Source organism: Reichenbachiella carrageenanivorans, from assembly GCF_025639805.1.
Lineage (GTDB): Bacteria > Bacteroidota > Bacteroidia > Cytophagales > Cyclobacteriaceae > Reichenbachiella > Reichenbachiella carrageenanivorans.
Genome location: NZ_CP106735.1, coordinates 686,284 through 708,883, shown reverse-complemented (window position 1 = coordinate 708,883; position 22,600 = coordinate 686,284). Strand labels below are relative to the sequence as shown.

Sequence of the window (22,600 nt, the reverse complement as noted above, 5' to 3'; positions counted from 1 at the left end):
TCCTACGTTCTTAAATCTATGTGGTTTTGTTAAGTAAATAAATTAATTGGTAGCCTTAACTCCACAAGGCCATAAAAAAAGCCACTTGACTCTGAAAACCTACGAGTCTAAGTGGCTTTTTGGATTGCTTGTTGCAAAAATTAATATCTATAATACTCAGGTTTGTATGGCCCTTCTGGAGTCACGCCGATATATTCTGCCTGATCTGCACTCAATACGTCTAGCTCTACGCCGATTTTAGACAAGTGTAGTCTGGCTACTTTCTCATCTAAATGCTTAGGTAGCATATAGACTTTGTTTTCATAAGCATCATTATTGGTCCATAATTCGATTTGAGCCAACGTCTGGTTGGTAAACGAATTAGACATTACAAACGAAGGGTGGCCAGTAGCGCAACCTAAGTTTACCAATCTACCTTCTGCTAAAAGGATAATTTCTTTGCCATTCAGCTCATAGAGGTCTACTTGTGGTTTGATTTCTGTTTTCTTCGCATTTGAATTCAACCAAGAAACATCAATCTCATTGTCAAAATGCCCAATGTTACAAACGATGGCTTTGTCTTTCATTTTTTCAAAATGGCGACCTACTACAATGTCTTTGTTGCCAGTAGTGGTTACGATGATGTCGGCCTCTGCCACACCGTTGTCCATTTTCTTCACTTCAAAACCGTCCATAGCTGCCTGTAGCGCACAGATAGGATCGATCTCGGTCACAATGACTCTTGCGCCAGCACCTTTGAGCGAAGCGGCAGATCCTTTTCCTACGTCACCGTACCCAGCTACTAGGGCTACTTTACCAGCCATCATCACGTCGGTTGCACGACGGATCGCATCTACGAGAGACTCTTTACATCCATATTTGTTGTCAAATTTAGATTTGGTTACAGAGTCATTTACGTTGATGGCAGGCATCGGTAATGTGCCTTTTTCTTCTCTTTCTTGGAGACGGTGTACTCCAGTGGTAGTTTCTTCGGACAATCCTTTGATATCTTTCACCAATTCAGGGTATCTGTCTAGTACCATGTTGGTCAGATCACCGCCATCATCCAAGATCATGTTCAAGGGCTTACCTCCTTCAAAGGCAAACAATGTTTGTTCGATACACCAATCAAATTCTGTTTCGTTCATGCCTTTCCAAGCATATACTGGGATGTTGGCTTGTGCGATTGCAGCTGCGGCATGATCCTGTGTAGAGAAAATATTGCAAGAGGACCAAGTCACCTCAGCACCTAACTCTAACAATGTTTCGATTAAAACTGCTGTCTGGATCGTCATGTGAAGGCATCCTGCGATTCTAGCGCCAGCTAGAGGCTTGCTTTGTCCATACTCTTCTCTGAGAGACATCAAACCAGGCATTTCAGCTTCGGCTAGTTTGATTTCTTTTCGACCCCATTCGGCCAGGCTAATATCTTTAACCTTAAATTTTGATGCTGTATCTATCATTACTTAATATTTTTCTAATTGCGACTGCAAAACTAATTGATAAAATGGTGACGTAAAAATGGCTACTTTGTTTATAAATACTTGACTTCTTTGAATGCAAATTCGTGCCTCATTTCGTTTTCTTGAATTTGCAATAAACCTAAGGGATTTATGCCCGTGATTTTACCATGAAATGGACGGCCAGCGGTTTCGTATAAGCTGTCTGTTTCGAATCGGTATAACCTGCGTAAGTATTGAAATTCAAGGTTTTTCAGCTCATTACCTTTGAGGGCTAAATATTTTTTTTCTAATTCGATCAATAGTTGTTCGATCAATTCATTCACGTTGTACGTTTCTCCTGTAATTTCTTGCAGTGAAGTGGCCGATGAAGTATGGAATTGAATTTGGTTCACATTCAGACCTATGCCTATAATAGCCGTCTCTATGTGCTGACCTTTAAGAGTGTTTTCTATCAGAATCCCTCCCAATTTTTGATCTCCATAATAGATGTCGTTGGGCCATTTTATTTTTAGCTCTTTTCCTAATAAAGGGAATAAAGTAGCATGAATAGCTAGTGTAGTAATGATGTGCAACTGAAACTGATGTTGTGCTGGAATGATGGTTGGTTTCAGAATGAGAGAGAAAGTCGCATTTTTATTTGGCTCAGACTCCCAAGTGTTGCCACGTTGGCCTCTGCCGTTGGTTTGATCGGCTGTGATCACAGTAGTCCCCTCTAGTTGTTTTTTTTCTTTCAATAGCCCAGCGGCTATGTCATTGGTAGAATGACATTGTGACAGAAAAAGAACCTTTTTTCCAAGGAATTGAGTTTTGGCAAAGAATTTATGCAACTTAAATTGGTTAATTTTGTGGTAAATTTAGAGACAAAGCATGACAGAAATAAAAGAAGCTCAAAATTCTAAAACATTGAGTGACGCAGTGGTGAAGGGAATGTTGGAAAAGAAGGCTTCTGATATTGTACTGATTGATTTGAGAAACATAGGCAATGCTGTTGCCGATTTTTTTGTAATTTGCTCTGGTAATTCTGACACACAAATTGACGCCATATCTGATTCTGTAGAAGACGTCGTAAATAAGACCACTTCAGATAAGCCATGGAGAAAAGAAGGAAAAGAAAGCAAAGAGTGGATCTTGATGGATTATGCTAATGTAGTGGTGCACATCTTTAGAAAAGACCGCAGAGAATTTTATTCCTTAGAAAAACTGTGGGGCGATGCTATCATCACTTCTATAGAAGAAGAAAACTAAATCAGCCACGAGGCGTTAAACACAATTTTATAAATTATTAATAATGGCGGATAAACCGAGAAAGAATAGTACGACTCAGCCTAACAAGCCGAATTACCAGATATGGGTGATTTTTGGATTAATGGCATTCATTTTTGGCATCTCGTACTTTTCGAATAACAATTCTGCAGTAGAAATATCTTTCAAGAGGTTTGAGCAAATGGTGCTGAGCAACGACGTACAAAAGGTCGTGCTGATAGGTAATCAGAAAATTGTAGAAGTGACCCTTAAAGACGAGGCGTTACAAAATAGCAAATATAAAGTCCAGTTGGAACAGCAGAATCGATTTGGTGTACAATCTACTGGGCCTCAGTATTTCTTTAAAGTTGAAAGCATAGACATCTTTGCTAAAAAGAAAGAGATACTGGATAGTCAACTGAAATCTGATGCCGACTATGAGTATCTAGTAGATGACAGGTCGGATTACACACATGTGTTTTTGAATTCTGGTTTCTTTATCATCATCATCCTTGGGTTTTGGTTATTGATGAGACGAATGACAGGGGGCGGAGGCCCTGGTGGACAGATATTCAATATTGGAAAATCTAAGGCGGCACTATTCGATGCAGAAAACAAAGTGAAGATCACTTTTGATAACGTAGCAGGATTGGATGAAGCCAAAGAAGAAGTAAAAGAAATTGTAGACTTTTTGAAGAACCCCTCGAAGTTTACCAAACTAGGCGGAAAAATCCCTAAAGGAGCCCTTTTAGTAGGTCCTCCTGGCACAGGAAAGACCTTATTGGCGAAAGCCGTGGCAGGCGAAGCGGCTGTTCCATTTTTCACTTTGTCTGGTTCGGACTTTGTAGAAATGTTTGTAGGAGTGGGAGCTGCCAGAGTAAGAGACTTGTTTAAGCAAGCCAAAGAAAAAGCACCGTGTATCGTGTTTATCGATGAGATCGATGCGATTGGCCGATCTAGAGGCAAGGGGCAAATGCCAGGTTCTAACGATGAAAGAGAAAATACTTTAAACTCTTTACTTGTAGAAATGGATGGATTTTCTACCGATACAGGGGTCATTATCCTTGCAGCTACCAACCGCCCAGATGTGTTGGATTCTGCCTTGTTGAGACCTGGTAGATTCGATAGACAAATCAGCATTGACAAACCAGATATTGTAGGAAGAGATGCCATATTCAAAGTGCATTTGGGTCCTATCAAGATAGATAAGGAAGTAGATTCTAGAGAATTGGCAGCTCAGACGCCTGGCTTTGCAGGTGCTGAAATCGCCAATGTGTGTAACGAAGCTGCTTTGATTGCTGCTCGTAAAGATAAAAAAGCAGTTGATTCTAAAGATTTTCAAGACGCAATCGACCGTGTGATCGGAGGATTGGAGAAAAAGACTAAAATTATTTCTCCAGAAGAGAAGAAGATTGTGGCCTATCATGAGGCAGGTCATGCAGTGGCTGGATGGTATTTAGAACATGCGGATCCTTTGGTGAAGGTCAGTATTGTGCCTAGAGGGTATGCAGCCCTTGGATATGCACAGTATCTACCAAGAGAGCAGCATTTGCATCAGACAGAACAGCTCATGGATGAGATGTGTATGGCGCTGGGCGGTAGAGTCGCCGAAGAAATAGTATTTGGTAAGATCTCTACAGGCGCATTAAGCGACTTGGAGCGAATTACTAAAATGGCCTATAGTATTGTTACTGTTTATGGTATGAATTCAGCCATTGGCAATATTTCATTCTATGATTCGAAGCAATCAGAATACAATTTTAACAAACCGTATTCTGAAGCGACAGCTGAGCTGATCGATAAGGAAGTGAAGAAAATCGTGGACGAGGCGTATGCAAGAACCAAACAATTGCTCAGTGATAAGCGTGAGCAGTTGGAAAAAATTGCGATAGAGTTGTTGGAGAAAGAAATTATTTTCCAAGCTGATCTAGAGCAGTTGATCGGTAAGCGCCCGTTTGAAAAAGACACTAACTATAAAGCTTTTACCAATGGCGCTTTGGGACCTAAGGGAGAAGAAGAAATCAAAAATGAGAAAGCCATCGAAGAGTTGAAATCTGAGATAAAAACAGAAGTAGAGAGCGAAGAAGATAAGCTGCCTTCTGCTCCTGAGAATCTAGAGGAAACAACAAAAGATTCTAAATAAAACAATAAATTGGGGCTATGATTCATAGCCCCAAATTTTTTTCAGATGAATATTGCCCTGTCTGAATTAGAAAAAAACAAGAAAATCTACTTTGCCAGTGATTTTCATTTGGGTGTACCCAATCACAAACAATCCCTCGATAGGGAAAAGCACATCGTACAATGGTTGGGGCAGATTGCTCCAGATGCACAAGCCATATTCCTACTTGGAGATATTTTTGATTTTTGGTTTGAATACAAACAGGCTGTGCCTAAGGGGTTTGTAAGACTTTTAGGGAAACTGGCCGAACTGGCTGATAGAGGAATCAAAATCATCATTTTCTCTGGTAATCACGACCTCTGGTTGCAGGATTATCTGCATGCCGAAATAGGTGCCGAGTTATACAAAAAGCCTGAGTCTTTTCATATAGGAAATCATAAATTCTATCTGGCACATGGAGATGGTTTAGGGCCAGGAGATCGAAAATTCAAATTCTTTAAGAGAATATTTACTAACCCATTGTGCCAATGGATGTTTAGATGGTTGCACCCAGACATAGGTATAGCCGTAGCCAAGTGGTGGTCTAAAGACAGCCGTTTAGCCCAAGAAGAGGAGCCATTGGTTTTTTTTGGTGACAAGGAGTGGCTTGTTATTCATAGTAGGGAAATTCAAAAAGAACAACCACATGATTTTTATGTCTATGGGCATCGGCACATAGCAGGCAAGCATGCGCTCGGAGAGCAGGCTACTTATGTCAATTTGGGCGAGTGGGTAGTGGGAAGTTCTTATGCAGTGTATGACGGACAAGAGTTAGTATTAAAAAAATACGATAAGTGAGGCATTTTCTATTTCTGTTGATCGGACTGGGGCTGCCGTGTTTGTCGTCTGGCCAGCCATGGCAATTGACAAAAAGTGTGGCGCGTCAAGGTATAGAGCAGTTTGCACTGGATCAGATGGGCAATATCTATGTGGCAGATGATCAAGGAGCTGTGGCGAAGTACACGACGGAAGGCAAATTTCTTGTGGAGTATGCCCCTGTGCAGGTAGCGCGTATTCAAGAAATTACAGCAGTATCCCAATTGAAAGTAGGGCTCTTTTATGAGGATTTGCAGGAGTTTGTGTTTCTCAATAGGTATTTGTCATCACCAGTGAGGTACCGCTTAGCAGATTTCGGACTGGGTTATATAGAAGACGTAGCGCCTAATTTTCAGCAAGCCCTGTGGGTGTTGGATATTTCTGATTTTTCGTTGAAACTGATCGATACACGTCAGAATAGGTTGTTGGAGCAGAAATCATTGGCGCAAGTACTCAGCCAACACCAAGCAGAGATACTGTCCTTTCATTCTCATCAGAATCGTCTGTATATCGTGGATAGGTCGGCGGGTGTTTTGGTGTTTGACAATATTGGGAATTACTTGTTTCAATTGATGAAAGAAGCACCCGAAGAGGTAGGGTTCGACAAGGATTATATTTATTTCCAACAAGACGGTCAGCTTCAGATGGTTCACCTTTACGAAGGAGAGAATAAGACGGTACCATTAGGGGATTTGAAGTTTTTAAAAATCGCTTATGCCCATGAGCGTCTGGTAGCTATAACGCCGCATGGATTCAATATATATCAGTATCTTAGCGCCCGATAAGTCAATCAAAAAAAAGAAAATATTCTTGAATTTTAAAATGCGCGAAACAGTCATTCTTTGCTTTGGGATTTTAATGTTGTGGGCTTGTGGCAAAGAGCCTGATTGTAATTTGAGTGTGCCTAAAAGCAGCATCCGGGTGAATTTTTATAACGAGGATGACTCTACGGCTCACTACATGAAGTTTGTAGGAGTCACAGAGTGTAGTACGGATCAAATATTTTATACTTCAGCAGATTCATTGGCAAGTTTTGATTTGAACCTAAACCCTGAAGCAGAGCAAGTGACCTACGTGTTTGTGAGTAGCACGTCGGTAGACACGCTGACACTGAGCTACACCAAAGAACTCGAATGGCTGTCAGAGGAATGCGGTCCTTCTTTCTTTTATGATGAACTCAATGTAGAGGGTTCGTCATATACTTATGAATTGGTTTCTACCTTTATCGACGTTTCAATAGATGAGAATATTAAGATATATAACTAGTCTGATTTTTCTTTTTTTGGGCTGGAATGTGATAGCTCAGGAAACGGAAAAAGACTTTAAACCTTCTGAAATAATCTTTGCTGCAGATGTAGTAGGGCTAGGAAAGACGGCATTTTCTGATGAAACTAAATTAGAGTTTCATTCTAAAATTGATTTCCATTATTACTATTTGGCGGCCGATTTTGGAGTAGATAAAATAAACCCTATAGGTGATGATTTTGATTATTCGTCTGAGGGTACGTTTTTCAGAGTAGGGCCACACATCAATCTGATGCCGTACAATAAGCATCGAAGTAGTATATTTTTTGGATTAATGTATGCCCAAAGCACCTTTAGTGACAAGATCAATTATAGCCAAGAAGATGTAGGCTGGGGAGCAGATCAAATCACATATGCCAATGACGATATGAAAGCCAGGTGGTTTGAAGCTAACTTGGGTATCAACGTGCAAATAGCAGGCCCATTGTATTTGGGGTACACGCTGAGATTTAAATTTGCGAAGGATTTATCGAGTTATGGAGAACTGATGCCATATGAGATTCCGGGCTTTGGTAAGGCAGATAAGAACGGTCAGTTTGGCTTCAATTATTATGTGATTTACAAGCTTAGGTTTAGAGATAAACCCATTCCAAAGCGACCAGTAAAAATCGAGGAAAAGCCTCAAAGTTCAGGTAACCCCAGTCGATAAGCGGCTCATGTTTCGTTCTGATAATTATAGAGACATTCGAAAATTTTTCATCAGCGCGACTTTGCTGCTGAGTTCGTTGAGCATAGGTACTTTTGGATTTTATTGGATAGAAAAATTTTCTTGGGTAGAGTCTTTTTACATGGCGGTTATTACGTTTTCCACCGTGGGGTTCAACGAGGTACATCCGCTATCTGAGCAAGGGAGATTATTTGCTAGCATCTATATCATATTCAACTTGATGATATTTGCCTATGTGGTATCAATCTTGTCCACCTACCTGTTTGAAGGAGAGTTGAATAGATTGTATCATAAATTTGTATTAGGCAAAGAAGTTGAAAAAATGAAAGACCATATCATTGTTTGCGGTTTTGGTAGAAATGGCAACAGAGCTTGTGAAGAGTTGAAAAGTCAGGGAGTTGATTTTGTAGTCATAGACAAAGACGAGCAGTTATTGGATCTTATCCAAAATGTAAAAAAATACAAGTTTATCTTGGGTGATTGCACACAAGACGAAGTACTGGAGGAGGCGGGGATACACAAAGCCAAAGCACTGATCACCTCTATTGCTAATGACGCCGAAAATGTATTCTTGACGCTCACTGCCAAAGAACTCAATACGAATTTGCGTATCATATCGAGGGCTTCGGAGGAGCGTTCTATTCAGAAGCTTAAACAAGCAGGAGCAGCGCATGTGATATTGCCAGATGCCATAGGTGGCTTGCATATGGCACAGCACATCACCAAGCCTTTTGTGATCGAATATTTGGATCAGCTTTCTGGACGGCAGAACCTAGGGCTGCTTCTAGAAGAGATTCAGGCAGGCAATTTGAAATCAGAATATCAAGGCCAGTCGATTGAGTTTATGGATGTCAGAAATCGCTCTGGAGTGACTATCGTAGGGGTGAAAGATAAAGAGGGGAAGTTTGAGTTGAATCCGTCTGCCACTATGGAGATAGACACTGATATGGTGATGGTAATTGTAGGCGAGCAGGTCAAAGTAGAGAATTTCAAAAACACCTTTTTAAGATAAAAAAATCCCTATCACTCAAGAGCAATAGGGATTTCGTTTTATCTAAAGATTGAATGTATCAATCGTAGTAATCAAGTCCTAGGTTGGTGATCAAATCTTCACCTGCCAAGTATCTCAAAGTATTTTTCAACTTCATTAGTTGTACAAAGATATCATGCTGTGGTTTCAATCCTTTAGCCGCTTGTGGAGACTTCAAGTAGAATGACAACCATTCTTGGATACCACCTTTCATACCTGCTCTAGCAGCCAAGTCCAAGAACAAAGCTAAGTCAAGTACCAATGGAGCTGCAAGAATAGAGTCTTTACATAGAAAGTCTACTTTGATCTGCATTTTGTAGCCCAACCATCCTTTGATGTCGATGTTGTCCCAACCTTCTTTGTCGTCGCCTCTAGGTGGGTAGTAGTTGATTCTTACTTTGTGGTAAAGATCACCATAAAGTTTAGGATGAAGATCTGGCTCTAGTACGTCTTCGAGTACGCCAAGCTTAGATACTTCTTTAGTTTTGAAGTTGTCTGGATCGTCCAATACTTCACCATCTCTGTTGCCAAGGATGTTGGTAGAAAACCAGCCATCGATACCCAAAGATCTCGCTTTCAAGCCTGGAGCCAAGATCGTTTTCATCAATGTCTGGCCAGTTTTGAAATCTTTACCAGCGATAGGTGTCCCTGTTTTCTTCGCCAACTCTACGATAGCATCTACATCGCAAGAAAGGTTTGGAGCACCGTTAGCATAAGGAACGCCCATTTTAGCAGCAGCGTAAGCATAAAGCATACTAGGTGCAATGTCTGGGTGGTTGTTTCTCATGCCTTCTTCTAGCTTTTCCAAAGAGGAATGTACTTCGCCTTCTTCGATATAGATCTCGGTAGACCCGCACCATACCATTACAAGTCTGTCGCAACCATTTTCTTCTTTAAATTTTCTCATGTCTTCCATGAGCGCTTCTGCCAATTCCATCTTGTTGGCATAGCCAGTTTTGATGTGCGTGCCTTCTAGCCTTTTTACATAGTTTTTGTCGAATACGGCCTTCATAGGCTTGATTTTTTCTAGCTCATCTTTCAATTGATTGAGCAAGTCTTTGTCAAGCACTTTAGCGTGCATAGCCGCTTCGTAAGCGTTGTCTTCAAATACATCCCATCCACCTAGTACTACATCTTCTAATGGAGCCAATGGAATGAAATCTTTGATTAATGGGTTTCTTTTTTCGGTTCTTTTACCCAGTCTGATTGTGCCCATTTGGGTTAATGACCCAATTGGATCAGAAAATCCGTTTCTGACACTCAGTACTCCTGCCATGAAGGTAGTAGATACCGCACCCATTCCTGGGGTTAGAATGCCTAGTTTTCCTTTAGGCTCCTGAATTGTAATTTTGTCTGACATCTATATTCTATTTTAACGCTATTTTAACCAATGCTCGTTTTTATACCAGTCTACGGTTTCTTGGACTCCTTGCTCAAGGGTGTACTTTGGCTCTATGGCCAAATCCTTGTAGAAATCTCGTGAATCGCACATCCAGTTCGAACATTTGAGTTCTTTTATTTTTTCAATATTGAGTTGCGACAAATTTCCAGTAATCCGAGTATAGATCTCTGAGAAAAAGGCCACGATATATACCACAAACAGTGGTAGCTTAATTTTTAAAGTTTTCTTGTTTAGACATTTTTTGATCAGCAAGTTGAACTTTTCGTTGTTATATTGCCCATTGTCTGATAAAAAATACTTCTTGTTTTTAATATCCGAAGTAGTAGCGGTTACGATACCTCTAGCCAAATCTTTCACATATATAAAGGACAACAATTGTAGTTTTCCCCCCACATATAATTCAAGATTTTTATTCACTAAATCAAAAACAGGAAACATGTCTTTGTCGCCAGGCCCGAAAACTGGTGGCGGACGCAAAATTACATAAGGTAGCGAACATTGTTGTGCTATATATTCCTCCGCTTTTTTCTTGCTCCAGCCATAGGCAGAAACTGGATCTCCTGATTGGTCTATAGTGATCATTTGATCTCCCTGCCCTGGCGATGAGGCTGCCAAGCTGCTAATTAGCGTAAATTTCTTAATAGGCTGTCCTGTACTTTCGAGTGCCTTGATCAAATGAATGGTGTATTGGTAATTGACGAGGTCGTAGTCTGAGTTTTTTGTAGTTTTAGTGATGCCTGCATTGTGGATGACATAGTCGATCGATCCATGTGTTTTTACAAATTCGTTTAACGAAGTGGTGAGGCTGGTTGCTGAAGAGAGGTCTAATTCTACAAAACCTACTTGCTTGCCCGCCAGACTAGACCTGTTGCTAGACTTTCTGACTGCGGCAAAGACATTGAGGTTTTCCGCCAAGGCATAGTCTACCAAAAACTTACCAATAAATCCAGTAGCGCCTGTGATTAGTATGTTCATGAGTAGATTATGATGAGAAAGTGCCAGTTACGGTCATGAGTAAAAAGTAAAGCCTGAAAACTTCAGGCTTTTATATTTTAGGCTTCTTTAGAAATCAGAGAAGGAGCTGATACGGCCTCTTCTGGTTCGCCAAATCCAATTAGCTTTCTAGCTTTGATAAACTTGTCTATTGCGATGTCAATTTGCTCGTGAGAGTGCGTGGCCATTAGCGAAAACCTAAGTAGCGAAGCATCGCTTGGTACAGCTGGAGAAATTACCGGGTTTACAAAAATACCTTCGTTGAATAGCATCTGCGTGACCTGAAAGGTCTTCGTATTGTCACGTACATATATAGGTACGATTGGAGACTCAGCATGTCCAATGTCGAATTCATTTTCTTTCAGACACTTGATGGTGTAGTTTGTATTGTTCCAAAGCTTTTCGATTCTTTCAGGCTCTTCCTGAATGATGCGCAAAGCTGCCAATGCGCTTGCCGCTGATGCTGGAGGAATGCTGGCGCTAAACATTAAAGCTCTAGAGTGATGCTTCATGTACTCGATAGATGTATGGTCTGCCGCTACAAAACCGCCCAACGAAGCGAGTGACTTACTGAAAGTACCCACGATGTAGTCTACTTCATTTTCTAATCCGAAGTGAGACGCAGTGCCTGATCCTTGGTGACCAATCACACCTACTGAATGGGCATCATCTACTATGATGGTGCCACCGTATTTTTTAGCTAATTCTACGATCTTTGGTAGTTTCACGATGTCGCCTTCCATGCTGAAGATACCATCTACTACGATTAGTTTTACCGCATCGTCAGGGAGTCTACTCAATTGCTTTTCAAGCGATTCCATGTCGTTGTGCTTAAATTTGAGCACTTTAGAAAAGGATAGTCGGGTACCGTCGATGATAGAAGCATGATCGTATTCATCGATTAGAATATAGTCATTGCGACCAGAGAGGCATGATATTGTACCGAGGTTGGATTGAAAACCAGTACTAAACACCAACGCTGCGTCTTTTTTGAAATAGGCCGCCAGTTCATTTTCTAATTGCACGTGTAGATCTAGTGTACCGTTTAGAAATCTTGATCCAGCACACCCAGTACCATATTTGTCTACTGCTTGTTTGGCGGCTTCCTTCACCTTTGGGTGATTGGTGAGACCCAGGTAGCTGTTAGAGCCAAACATCAAGACGCGTTTGTCATTGATAATGACTTCAGTGTCTTGATTAGAACCTATTTCCCTGAAGTAAGGATATAGTCCTTGAGCTCTTGCTTCTTTAGCTACTGTGTACTTCGCCAAACGTTGTTGTAAAATACTCATCAATTATCAGTTTTATAAAGAATCAATTGGTGCCTTAATTAGGTTTTAGCAACTTAGTTTTTTTAGAATGTTATTCTCAAAACGAGCAAATTACCAATTTATATTCTTTAGAATTTAATTAATCCCTTTTTATTTCGTCAGATTGCTTTTTTGTACAATCTATGTTTTTTGTAAACCTTGCCGTTAATATTCTCAATGGCTTTGTTCATCATTTCGTTATTTTCTAAGATCCAAGATGCTTCTCCAAATAGAAGCCCTTTCCTTTTGCACTCTTCGAATGCCTTGGCGTAGAAATAGGCATCGATACCCATTTTACGATATTTCTCCACTATACCTAAAGTGATAATTCGAACACGATTAATCTCTTTTTTATGGTAGAGCAGTTTGAAAAGTCCGAAAGGAAGTAACCGACCACGTTTTAGATATTTGAGTGGCATATTCATGTCTGGTATGCTCAGAGTAAAGCCAACGGGCTTACCGTTATGTTCTGCGATCAAGACGAAATCTGGATCTACGATCTGTTTCATGTCTTTGGCAGCATGCTTAAATTCCTCGTCGGTCATGGGTACAAAACCCCAATTTTTTTCCCAAGCGGAGTTGTATATTTCAATGATCTTGTCAATTTCTTCAGTGAATTTCTTCACATTGATTTTTCGGACCGTAATGCCTTTGTTGTTTAGCCTTTCTAGTATTTTAGAAGAAAGCCTAACCAATTTATCAGGTACATCTTTTTGATATATCTTGTAGGATAGCAAATCCATGTCTTTTTCAAAGCCATACTTTTCTAGGTAGTCCTGATAATATGGTTTGTTGTATGGCATCATGATGGTAGGAGGCATGTCAAATCCTTCGATCAATGTGCCGCATGTCTCGTTGGTAGAGAAATTTTCTGGGCCAGCCAGTTGGCTAAGACCTTTTTCTTTCACCCAATCTACCGCCGTATTGAGCAGTGCTTCGGCGACTTCATATTCTTCAATAAAATCTATGAATCCAAACTTGCCAGTAGACTCGCCAGTATAAGCGATGTAGTTATTGTTTTTGATAGCAGCTATTCTTCCTACTATTTCTTGCCCTTTATATGCCAAGAAAAAATCTGCCTCTGAGTGTTTGAAGAAGGGGTGATTTTTTTTGTCTAAAAGATCCTTTTGCGCCAAATAAAGCTCAGGCACATAGTTTTCATCGTGCTCATATAGGGCATGAGGAAAATCGATAAACCGTTTGAGGTTTTTCTTATCCTGAACTTTTTTTACTTCAATCATTCAATTTTATTAAGGTTGGTGCACCATCAAAAAATAATGCGCAAAGATATATTTATTGGTTTTCTATTCATATTTAATTTGAAATATTGTAGTCATTCTTCAGTTGAAGTCTAGCTTATATTAGGGGTCAAATTAATTGATCAAATGTAAGTTTCAAGGTTTGACAATAGCACTCTCGTAATGATTAATTGAAATATTCAGAGAGGGAAATGAAAACGATCCACCTACATTTACATTACGACAACCAAAAGCAGTCGACCACCTAAAAAAACAAGGGATTTTTTATGGTCTTTTTTTAGAAGTAAAAGGATAGTGATAGTAACAGAGGAAGAGAAAACAAACCAAATTCAGTTATTTAGAGATCTTGGTTGTGATTGGCTAACGAATTGGTATTTTTAACAGCGTTTGATCGTGATTCACGAACATCATTGCTGTTGTGATTGGCTAACGAATTGGTATTTTTAACAGCGTGGCCATACTAGGCCGCAACGAAGTCTTGTTGTGATTGGCTAACGAATTGGTATTTTTAACAGCCGAACTACAGGCACGTATAGGGAGCGTACAGTTGTGATTGGCTAACGAATTGGTATTTTTAACAGCAATTTGGATTTTTCTTATCCCATATTATCGTTGTGATTGGCTAACGAATTGGTATTTTTAACAGCGCTAGGTGTGTAAGCTTAATAAGATTAAAGTTGTGATTGGCTAACGAATTGGTATTTTTAACAGCCTGTTCCCCTCGGCCTTATCCTTGTACAAAGTTGTGATTGGCTAACGAATTGGTATTTTTAACAGCGTTACTACTGGAAGCAGGAGAATACCTCCTGTTGTGATTGGCTAACGAATTGGTATTTTTAACAGCGCTCCCACCCCTCTTCGTTCACACCCCGTAGTTGTGATTGGCTAACGAATTGGTATTTTTAACAGCACTGATGTTGCAACTGGTAAAAAGCAGCTGGTTGTGATTGGCTAACGAATTGGTATTTTTAACAGCGGTAAACTGTCCTTGGCAGTACACTCATAGTTGTGATTGGCTAACGAATTGGTATTTTTAACAGCCTCCTAAAGCGTCTAATACCATATTAAGCTGTTGTGATTGGCTAACGAATTGGTATTTTTAACAGCTGAGACAATGATGAGGCTTGCGCCGATGCTGTTGTGATTGGCTAACGAATTGGTATTTTTAACAGCCTTTAGTAGATCGGAAAAGCTAGACTACTAGTTGTGATTGGCTAACGAATTGGTATTTTTAACAGCTGTATTACCTAAAACATTGTATCAGCAGGGGTTGTGATTGGCTAACGAATTGGTATTTTTAACAGCCACTTAATACTTGCTTAAATTGTTCAGGCTGTTGTGATTGGCTAACGAATTGGTATTTTTAACAGCGGGAATACCAAGTTATCAGCAAGCTAGTTAGTTGTGATTGGCTAACGAATTGGTATTTTTAACAGCCAAAGCACGGTACACGGAGATTTCAGAAGTTGTGATTGGCTAACGAATTGGTATTTTTAACAGCCTAATATATCAAGTAGTATTAGTGCTGGAAGTTGTGATTGGCTAACGAATTGGTATTTTTAACAGCCACTAATATATCAAGTAGTATTAGTGCTGGGTTGTGATTGGCTAACGAATTGGTATTTTTAACAGCGGGAATACCAAGTTATCAGCAAGCGAGCTAGTTGTGATTGGCTAACGAATTGGTATTTTTAACAGCCAATTTTTAAATAAAGCGGAAACACCAGAGTTGTGATTGGCTAACGAATTGGTATTTTTAACAGCTTAATTTGACCCTTCGTGCCGTACTTCCCTGTTGTGATTGGCTAACGAATTGGTATTTTTAACAGCCTTTTTGAAATATATTTAGATTTCGCCTTGGTTGTGATTGGCTAACGAATTGGTATTTTTAACAGCGGTTGGTTTTAACCTTACTAACACCTCGGCGTTGTGATTGGCTAACGAATTGGTATTTTTAACAGCCATAAGCAACGGCTATTAGATGAGATGAACGTTGTGATTGGCTAACGAATTGGTATTTTTAACAGCTATGACAAGAAGAGTTACGAAGGATTAAGGTTGTGATTGGCTAACGAATTGGTATTTTTAACAGCAAAGAGCTGAATATTTAGGCGGTGGTAAAGTTGTGATTGGCTAACGAATTGGTATTTTTAACAGCGAATGTCACTTTCGCTGCGCTTTCGTTCCGTTGTGATTGGCTAACGAATTGGTATTTTTAACAGCATTGGTAATGGTCTGTGTGTGATAGTCGTAGTTGTGATTGGCTAACGAATTGGTATTTTTAACAGCACAGGTGGGTATAACTATCTGTGCTGTTGTGTTTTACGGTAAGTATGGCGCTAAAAAAGAGAGAGTTGCTGAGGTACATCTGGTAGTTTTTTGGCCTTTTTTCCAAAGTATAATTCCATCATACCGAATTGTTTGTCCGTTACGATCATGATTCCTACATGCCCGTCGGGCGGTAGATTCAGTTTTACACGCTTGATGTGTACGTTGGCATTTTCTCGACTGGGGCAGTGTCGCAAGTAGATCGAAAACTGAAACATGCTAAACCCATCCTTGAGTAGCTTTTTTCTAAATCCAGCCGCTCTTTTCCTGTCTATTTTAGTCTCCGTTGGCAAATCAAAAAATACGAGTACCCACATGATCCGATATTGGTTTAAGCCTTGGGTTTGCATCTGCTGGGGAGTTTGAGTTGATCGCGCTTGCCCTGGAGGCAATCGGCCAGGCTGGCCGTGGTTTGCTGCAGGGCTATCATAAGCGGCCGTCTTTCTTTGCCCAGCATCACGTCCACCACGGGCAGTTGGAGCAGGTGTTGTTTGAGCTCGGGAGACAGTTCGTAGATGTCGATATCCTCCATGTCCATGATGGAGAGCACGAGCTCGTCTACCATGGGGCGGTAGGGTTCCATGATGTCATCGGCCAGGCAGTAGGCATTGTATCGGTTGTGATGGTGGATGCCAAAGGTGGGGAGCAAGCCAGAGCCTACGAGCGACCGGGCTGTGATGGCTCTCAGGATGGCATAGCCGTAGTTGAGCATGTTGTTGGGCTCGTCTTCGTACCTGCCCCGTTTAAATGTGTCTGTATGTGCACGGAATAGGTTTTTCCAATAGTAGGCCGCTGCTCTGGCTTCGTAGTTGTCGGGGTCACCAGATTTCACCTTGCCAGCCCAGCGTAGCAAGTTGTCATGATCCGTGCATATGGCTTCGAGCAGGGCCGCTTGGTTGGTGATTTTGGCTTTGATTACTTGCTGCCACAGTCGTTTTTTGAGTGGTTCGCTGGCAGATAGCTGCGCCGAAAATCTTTCTTGCTGTAGCGTATGTCCGGATAGATTCATGTGCAGCCCAGTGGGCATGTGCCTGTCATCGCAGGTGATCAGCGCTACGTTGTTTTCCATCAGCCGATGGATGACCGCTTGGCTGATCGTGACACCATAATGATCCAATATGGTCACGCCGATGTCTTCTATAGGTATGGTTACTTTTTCTTTTTCCGGTTCCGGAAAGGAAATGATCAATTGTTGGTCTTTGGTGCTTAGGTAGGCTGGATTGCCAAAGTATAGAGTTCGTTTGATCATGATTAGGGTGTTTAGTAGTCTATGAAAAGTGAGTGATCGGCTAGGTTGAGCTGACTGGTATGAAAGTCCTCGAATGCTTCTTTGCCTCCAAACCAATCGAGTACTTCTCGTTTGCGTAAACGACTGGTCTTGTTTGATAGGATAGATGGATAGGAGGAGTGAGGCCAATCGTCGAAGCACTTACGAAAGTGATGGTGGATGGGATTGCGATGGATATACATGATGATGGTCGTGAGATAAGCATCGTTGGCGATCTCTTTTTGTTTGAAATTAGAAATGAATAAACTGCCTCGACGATTGTACATTTTATTGAAAGCCTGAGAGTAGCTATTGAAGAGGTGAGAAAACTGCCTGCTCATTACATTTGAAAACCCTCCAAGGGTTTCAAACCCTTGGAGGGTTGGGTCTTTGCTTTTTAAAAACTTTAACACTTGGGCTTCGTCTAATGTTCGAATCAAAAAATGAAAGTGATTCGGCATCAAACAATAAGCATAGGAGTCGGCTACTGGTTCGATGTATTTGATCCATTGCCTCAGAAAGTAGCGGTAGTTTTCGCTGGAGCAAAATAGGTTTTCTACGCCATTGGCGTGATGGTAGATATGATAGTAGGTCTCGGCTTGCATGAGTGGGTTAGGACGGTTTGAAAATCACTTCATAAAATTTGTTGCCAGACTGGCCCAGAATTTCTTCGAATCGTTGGATTCGCTCTGGCGACTGGGCTAGTTCGTCGATATTGGCTACTACATAGCTGTCTTTGCCAAAGGCGTCCTCGATCTTGATGATCGAATCGTTGATTTTTTCTGAAAAGGACTCGACCCAGCCTTCAGCCACTTCGATGTTTTCTTTGAATACAATTTTGGATTGCTGAAAACCACGCACAAAACACTGCAGCAAATATATTTTTTGATACTGCGTGATCACATCCATCGGCAGCGCACTAGCGCGATAGAGACTGATGAGGTTTTTGATGAAAGTCGATCGTTTCATGGTGATGTTTTTCTGATGCGTTAACCCTCCAAGGGTTTCTTGGTTAGTTTATTCTCCGATTTTGATGATTTGAACAGTACATTAGAATAGGAATTCGATTTGACCATCGATTTGAATATTGAAATCAATTCCTTCTATGGCAAAATTCCAATTTCCTTTACTTATTCTATAAAGTGGAGTATAGGAGCCAAAATTCAATGCAGATGCTTCAGGGTATTGCTTTTTGGCTACCGTCAAATCACCAGCGAGTAAGTGATGTCTTAGCTTGATTCTACCATCTGCTTCAAATTCGTAGGCTGTATATAATCGTTGAGACAATTGTTTTACATTAAGTTCTTGAAGTTCTTGTTTATGATTTTTGTATAGCAAGAATTTATCTCCTGACTTAAGAATCTTTTTCAAAGGCAAAGTCCCCTTTTTGGTCTCTTTTGATTGGTATAATGGAAGGGTGTATAGCTCTTGCGAATTTGTTAAATTTAGTTTTGATAATTCTAATAGACTGATGATCTCTATGGACTTATCAATTTTTCCTTTTGATTCCCCTTCGTAGTAAAGGCAATAAGCATTCATTTTATTCTTTGAATATGTGGTATTTTTATATGATTTATTTGATGCGTAAGTGTGCTCATGAATAGGCAGAGCAGAAGTGTGTTTCAGAGCATTAAAAAAGCACCTCACATGCCTAATTTTATTTACTGGATTGCTTTGTCTATCTGTCATCCATATTCCTTTTTCGAGTGCTTCTCTGAAAGGGGTGCTACCTATTTGCTTCTTGATTTTTTCAAAAAGAACTTTGTCAACCATTACTTTACCGAGTTCGTCTAAAGTTTTAAAACCATCATCATCAGGGTTGACTTTGTATTTTAAGTTGCGCTTGATGACCATTTTGATCTCATCCTCTAGCTTCATATGACCATTCTTGTCAAATTGGACTTTACCATCTTCATCCTTTAATGGTTGTTTGATGGCACCATAGAATGACTCAGAGTGTAATTGACCTCTGATCGTGTCGCCTGTTGACCACTTCGATCGACCCTTCTCATCTCTAACTATCCGGCCTCTTTTTCTCACTCTTTTGTATGTCTGTGTGAGTGTGCGGTCATCGACTAGATTATTGGCGAGTACTTCATCTTCTATATCAATGATATATGATGCTTTGAAATTATTCCATCCAATTGGGCTTGTATGATATGTGCGGTATTCTTCTTTGGCTAGATTGTATTGTTCTAAAACCTTTTCTCTGTGGAAAGCATTAGGTATTAAGGTTAAAATAGCTGCATCTTGTGCGTGGTGTGCATGTTTGTTTCGGTCTTTCTTTTCGTCTAGCAGGACTTTGTATATGTATTTAAAATCATTGACAACACTACCCTTTTGAACCGTAACGTTTCTAAATACTGTCTTTAAATAGGGTAGGGCGTACTTGGTCATTGTTTGCGTATCTCTGAGCTGACTATTTCTCCACTGTGGCTTGTACTCTTCAATGGTGAACGATTCGTATTTTTTCTTCCAGTAGTCGAGATCAAATTTGATCAAGTGGCGATTTTGAACAGCTAAGTCTTTTTTTAGTTTGTCAGATAGAGTTTTCGTATATCTCAGATTATCCTTTAGGTCTCTTTCTAATTTTTCAATTTTTTCTTTCATGGAAGAAACTCTTTGCAGAATGTCTTCATGGTTTTCAAGTTGAGATGGGAGCCGCTTTTTCTTCACGTTTCGGTTAAATGTGGTGTTGGCAATTGTTAGGTTTTTAAGCTCAGAATCAAAGCTCATGCTAGCAGGGACTGTGTGTTCAAAGTCATATTTATTTCCATCGAGTAGGTCACAGAGATCAATAGTGGTGCCTGTATAGAGACACTGTCTATTCTGTTCGTTCCAGAGCCGTATTTTATTGAGGAGTTTTTTGTCATTTGGATCAAAAGTGGTTCCGCATTCTTGGTTGATCTCTTCGATTTGTGCTGCATATTTTTTGTTCTCGCGTTCTCTCTGATTTTGATATCTCCGAATGGCAGCTCGCATATTGTTGTCGTTGAGCTCTCGCGCTATTTCGATGACTACTTTAGTGTCTTCGTCTATTTGATCTGTTTGTAGTAAATAATTGATCAGTTGTTTGAGACGATACAAGGTTTTTAATGCCATTGGGTTTTTGAATCCTTGACTGATGGGTTCTGGGTTACCCAAAAGTTTGAGTGCTATCAATTCATTTTCTGCATTTGGATTATTTGAAGTGAATTTTTCTATTTGATCCTCTTCAATAAACAGTATTTTGCCATGTAGGCTGAATTTGTGGTGCAATTTGGCATTGCTGTATTTTTCTTGTTCTGAGGGGTGCCAGAGATGCTTTATGTTTTCATCCGGTATGTCATATTTCTCTTGTAGTGCATTGAACAATTCTTGGTGAAACCGTGGAGTAGGTAGGAATATGTCTTTTTTGTCTGTGATGCGTTTTTGTAGAAAACTCTTAAAATGATCGGCAACATAGCTGCTGTATTGCTCTTTCATTTTTTCATCTAAATCTGTCCATGTCTTGACTCCAAAATTATTTGAAAGTTTGTCTTCAATTAATTGATGTTCTTCAGAGTCCAATTCGCGGTTGTTGTCAATAAAATAACGATTATCATCGTTTAGATGTTCTTTGATTAACCCATTGATTGTTTGGTTCAATGTTTTAGTAACGCTTACCTTTTCATTGATAAGAGATACCTCATCAATAAAGAATTGGATAAGGTCAGCTGATACGGAGTTACTTCCTAAAACTTTTGGCATATTGGCGAGATATACTGCGCTGCTGTATGGGATGCCTTGCTTGAGGTATGGAAGGATTCTCTTGACAGCCGAGAGACTCAATGTGGCATGACCACCATTAAGCCTGATTTCAGAGAATCGAACCGCGCTTTTTTGATCTAAGTTTAGTTTGTAGGTAGCGAATTCGATCAGTTTTTCTTTATCGTCAAATGTGTTAAGTACATGCCAAACATCTTCAATAGTATATTCAGGTTTTACTTGTTTGGTTTGCTGTGAAGGTCTATCGTGTATGCTCGTTTCGAATTTTAAGACACCCTTCCAGTCTGAACCAAATAGTTGTTCGAAATCATAGAAGTTACTTAGGGAAACTACTTTAGTCTTCTGTTGTTTGGTTGAAGCATACTTGGAATCCATGCGCCCACCGTCTTTTTCTATCTGTTTTACAATGTGAGTGATTTCAAAATCTGATTTTCTTATGAATAGGGGATAGATGTTATTTTTGAGGTAAGTAGATTGGTCTAATCCTGCTGGGGCAATTATTTTTAGATTGTTTATGAGTACCCAAGTCTTAAATTCTTGGTAAAGAGGGTGACTTAAGCTGACTCTTCTTTTGTTTTTCTCATAGGTACATAACCCTACCGATCCTTTTTGCGTCCTGAGAGGTCTTTGCCAAATGATGGATTTCCAGAGTTTCTTTTGGTCAGATTCATTGATCCCATGAACGCGACATATTTCCGCTAGCTCATTTTCATAATCTTTTCTAAGGTTGTAACGTTGACGAATTCGTGTGGTGACCCCTTTGTCTTTTTGGTAGTAATACAGCGCAGCACCTAGTGATTTGTGTGTGTCAATGTAAGATGCGATTTCATCACGACCAGCTGTACCTGTCTTTTTAGAACCAGTCAGCATCGTTTTCGCCTCTTCTTCGTCTCTTCCTTTGAATCCTCTTCTTTGTACTAGTTGATATAGGACACGACCAAGAATGTGAGGATTTGAATCAAAAACACCCTTAAACTGCTCGTCGATGGCTAGAGCTCGAAATGCATAATAGCTGTCGTATTTGTCTTTGTTCAAAAGATAAAAATCAGGTTTACCATCTCCGTCAAAATCAAATCTGAGCCAGTTAATGAATTTGATAGACTGTGGATATTGCCTTTTCTCCCCTTTTCTGTATTTTATCCACTGATCCAATTCATCCATGGGTAGAGGACACATATCGTGTTCGATCAAATATTGTAGGAGTTGATGTTTACGATATTTCTCTGCTTGATAGTTTCGTCTTTTACCTCTGCTTTCTGTTCGTTTCTGAACTTTTGGAAATTCGTTTCCTTTATCAGAGGCAACTCCCTTATCGAAAAGCAGAACTCCTTTGTTGATGATTTGATTTTCGAGTCGTTGGTTTTCTTCCCGAATGGCCCAGCCGATAGAATTTGTTCCCAAATCAATTCCAATTGTTTTTTTCATATCTCAATTATTTACTCTACTTTAGTCAATACCAATTTGTTAACATATCACAATAAGGCTATAAGCCGAAGATTTTTCTTAGCCCTGCGTACTCCGTGGGGCTTTTTTTATACCCCCAAACAATCATTTTTCCCTATATCTGCTGCTGTAGGTCGCCTCGGACGAGTCGACCAGGAATAGGAAGATAAAAAAATCTTATACCCCAT

The 22,600-nt window shown here is 40.1% G+C and carries 18 protein-coding genes and 1 CRISPR repeat array; of the genes, 7 read left to right on the top strand and 11 right to left on the bottom strand.

Annotated features, from left to right (window positions below; genetic code table 11):
* Positions 1-140: 140 nt before the first annotated feature.
* Together ahcY and N7E81_RS02570 are read right to left on the bottom strand one after the other, a co-directional pair.
* A complete protein-coding gene (ahcY, locus tag N7E81_RS02575) occupies positions 141-1,442 on the bottom strand; it encodes an adenosylhomocysteinase (protein WP_263051720.1) in 1,302 nt (433 codons plus the stop codon).
* Between the two features lie 71 nt (positions 1,443-1,513).
* Complete coding sequence (locus N7E81_RS02570; RefSeq protein ID WP_263051719.1) at positions 1,514-2,269, bottom strand: biotin--[acetyl-CoA-carboxylase] ligase; 756 nt, start codon at positions 2,267-2,269, stop codon at positions 1,514-1,516.
* Positions 2,270-2,309: 40 nt separating this feature from the next.
* Between N7E81_RS02570 and rsfS the strand changes: the two genes are divergently transcribed.
* From rsfS to N7E81_RS02535, 7 genes are read left to right on the top strand one after another with little or no spacing between them, the layout of a single operon-like run.
* Positions 2,310-2,687, top strand: coding sequence for a ribosome silencing factor (gene rsfS, locus N7E81_RS02565; RefSeq protein ID WP_263051718.1), 378 nt, complete (start codon positions 2,310-2,312; stop codon positions 2,685-2,687).
* 43 nt (positions 2,688-2,730) lie between these two features.
* Positions 2,731-4,827 (top strand): ATP-dependent zinc metalloprotease FtsH, encoded by a 2,097-nt coding sequence (gene ftsH, locus N7E81_RS02560; RefSeq protein ID WP_263051717.1) that lies wholly within the window; start codon positions 2,731-2,733, stop codon positions 4,825-4,827.
* Positions 4,828-4,872: 45 nt separating this feature from the next.
* On the top strand, positions 4,873-5,643 hold the full coding sequence (locus N7E81_RS02555) for a UDP-2,3-diacylglucosamine diphosphatase (protein ID WP_263051716.1): 771 nt from the start codon (positions 4,873-4,875) through the stop codon (positions 5,641-5,643).
* Complete coding sequence (locus N7E81_RS02550) at positions 5,640-6,446, top strand: hypothetical protein (protein ID WP_263051715.1); 807 nt, start codon at positions 5,640-5,642, stop codon at positions 6,444-6,446. The genes N7E81_RS02555 and N7E81_RS02550 overlap by 4 nt, the downstream gene beginning before the upstream one ends.
* 25 nt (positions 6,447-6,471) lie before the next feature.
* On the top strand, positions 6,472-6,927 hold the full coding sequence (locus N7E81_RS02545) for a DUF6452 family protein (protein ID WP_263051714.1): 456 nt from the start codon (positions 6,472-6,474) through the stop codon (positions 6,925-6,927).
* Positions 6,902-7,615: a DUF6048 family protein gene (locus N7E81_RS02540; RefSeq protein ID WP_263051713.1), complete on the top strand. Its 714-nt coding sequence runs from the start codon at positions 6,902-6,904 to the stop codon at positions 7,613-7,615. The genes N7E81_RS02545 and N7E81_RS02540 overlap by 26 nt, the downstream gene beginning before the upstream one ends.
* 7 nt (positions 7,616-7,622) lie before the next feature.
* Positions 7,623-8,645, top strand: coding sequence for a potassium channel family protein (locus tag N7E81_RS02535; protein WP_263051712.1), 1,023 nt, complete (start codon positions 7,623-7,625; stop codon positions 8,643-8,645).
* A gap of 58 nt (positions 8,646-8,703) precedes the next feature.
* On the opposite strand, the gene N7E81_RS02530 is transcribed toward N7E81_RS02535, so the two are convergent.
* The 9 genes from N7E81_RS02530 to cas9 all read right to left on the bottom strand — a co-directional run bounded on the left by N7E81_RS02530 (position 8,704) and on the right by cas9 (position 22,394).
* Complete coding sequence (locus N7E81_RS02530) at positions 8,704-10,023, bottom strand: inositol-3-phosphate synthase (protein ID WP_263051711.1); 1,320 nt, start codon at positions 10,021-10,023, stop codon at positions 8,704-8,706.
* 18 nt (positions 10,024-10,041) lie between these two features.
* The gene (locus N7E81_RS02525; RefSeq protein ID WP_263051710.1) at positions 10,042-11,040 is read right to left on the bottom strand and encodes an NAD-dependent epimerase/dehydratase family protein; all 999 of its coding nucleotides are present in this window, start codon (positions 11,038-11,040) and stop codon (positions 10,042-10,044) included.
* A 77-nt stretch (positions 11,041-11,117) separates the two neighbouring features.
* Positions 11,118-12,350, bottom strand: a complete 1,233-nt coding sequence (gene spt, locus N7E81_RS02520) for a serine palmitoyltransferase (RefSeq protein ID WP_263051709.1) — start codon at positions 12,348-12,350, stop codon at positions 11,118-11,120.
* A 137-nt stretch (positions 12,351-12,487) separates the two neighbouring features.
* The gene (locus tag N7E81_RS02515; RefSeq protein WP_263051708.1) at positions 12,488-13,609 is read right to left on the bottom strand and encodes a GNAT family N-acetyltransferase; all 1,122 of its coding nucleotides are present in this window, start codon (positions 13,607-13,609) and stop codon (positions 12,488-12,490) included.
* Between the two features lie 367 nt (positions 13,610-13,976).
* A CRISPR array of direct repeats spans positions 13,977-15,916; the repeat unit is 36 nt; unit sequence GTTGTGATTGGCTAACGAATTGGTATTTTTAACAGC.
* A gap of 50 nt (positions 15,917-15,966) precedes the next feature.
* On the bottom strand, positions 15,967-16,305 hold the full coding sequence (gene cas2 / locus N7E81_RS02510; RefSeq protein WP_263051707.1) for a CRISPR-associated endonuclease Cas2: 339 nt from the start codon (positions 16,303-16,305) through the stop codon (positions 15,967-15,969).
* Positions 16,287-17,204, bottom strand: coding sequence for a type II CRISPR-associated endonuclease Cas1 (gene cas1 / locus N7E81_RS02505; RefSeq protein ID WP_263051706.1), 918 nt, complete (start codon positions 17,202-17,204; stop codon positions 16,287-16,289). The genes cas2 and cas1 overlap by 19 nt, the downstream gene beginning before the upstream one ends.
* An 11-nt stretch (positions 17,205-17,215) precedes the next feature.
* A complete protein-coding gene (locus N7E81_RS02500) occupies positions 17,216-17,827 on the bottom strand; it encodes a transposase (RefSeq protein ID WP_263051705.1) in 612 nt (203 codons plus the stop codon).
* 7 nt (positions 17,828-17,834) lie between these two features.
* Positions 17,835-18,191: a hypothetical protein gene (locus N7E81_RS02495; RefSeq protein WP_263051704.1), complete on the bottom strand. Its 357-nt coding sequence runs from the start codon at positions 18,189-18,191 to the stop codon at positions 17,835-17,837.
* Between the two features lie 81 nt (positions 18,192-18,272).
* Positions 18,273-22,394 (bottom strand): type II CRISPR RNA-guided endonuclease Cas9, encoded by a 4,122-nt coding sequence (gene cas9 / locus N7E81_RS02490; RefSeq protein ID WP_263051703.1) that lies wholly within the window; start codon positions 22,392-22,394, stop codon positions 18,273-18,275.
* Positions 22,395-22,600 lie beyond the last annotated feature (206 nt).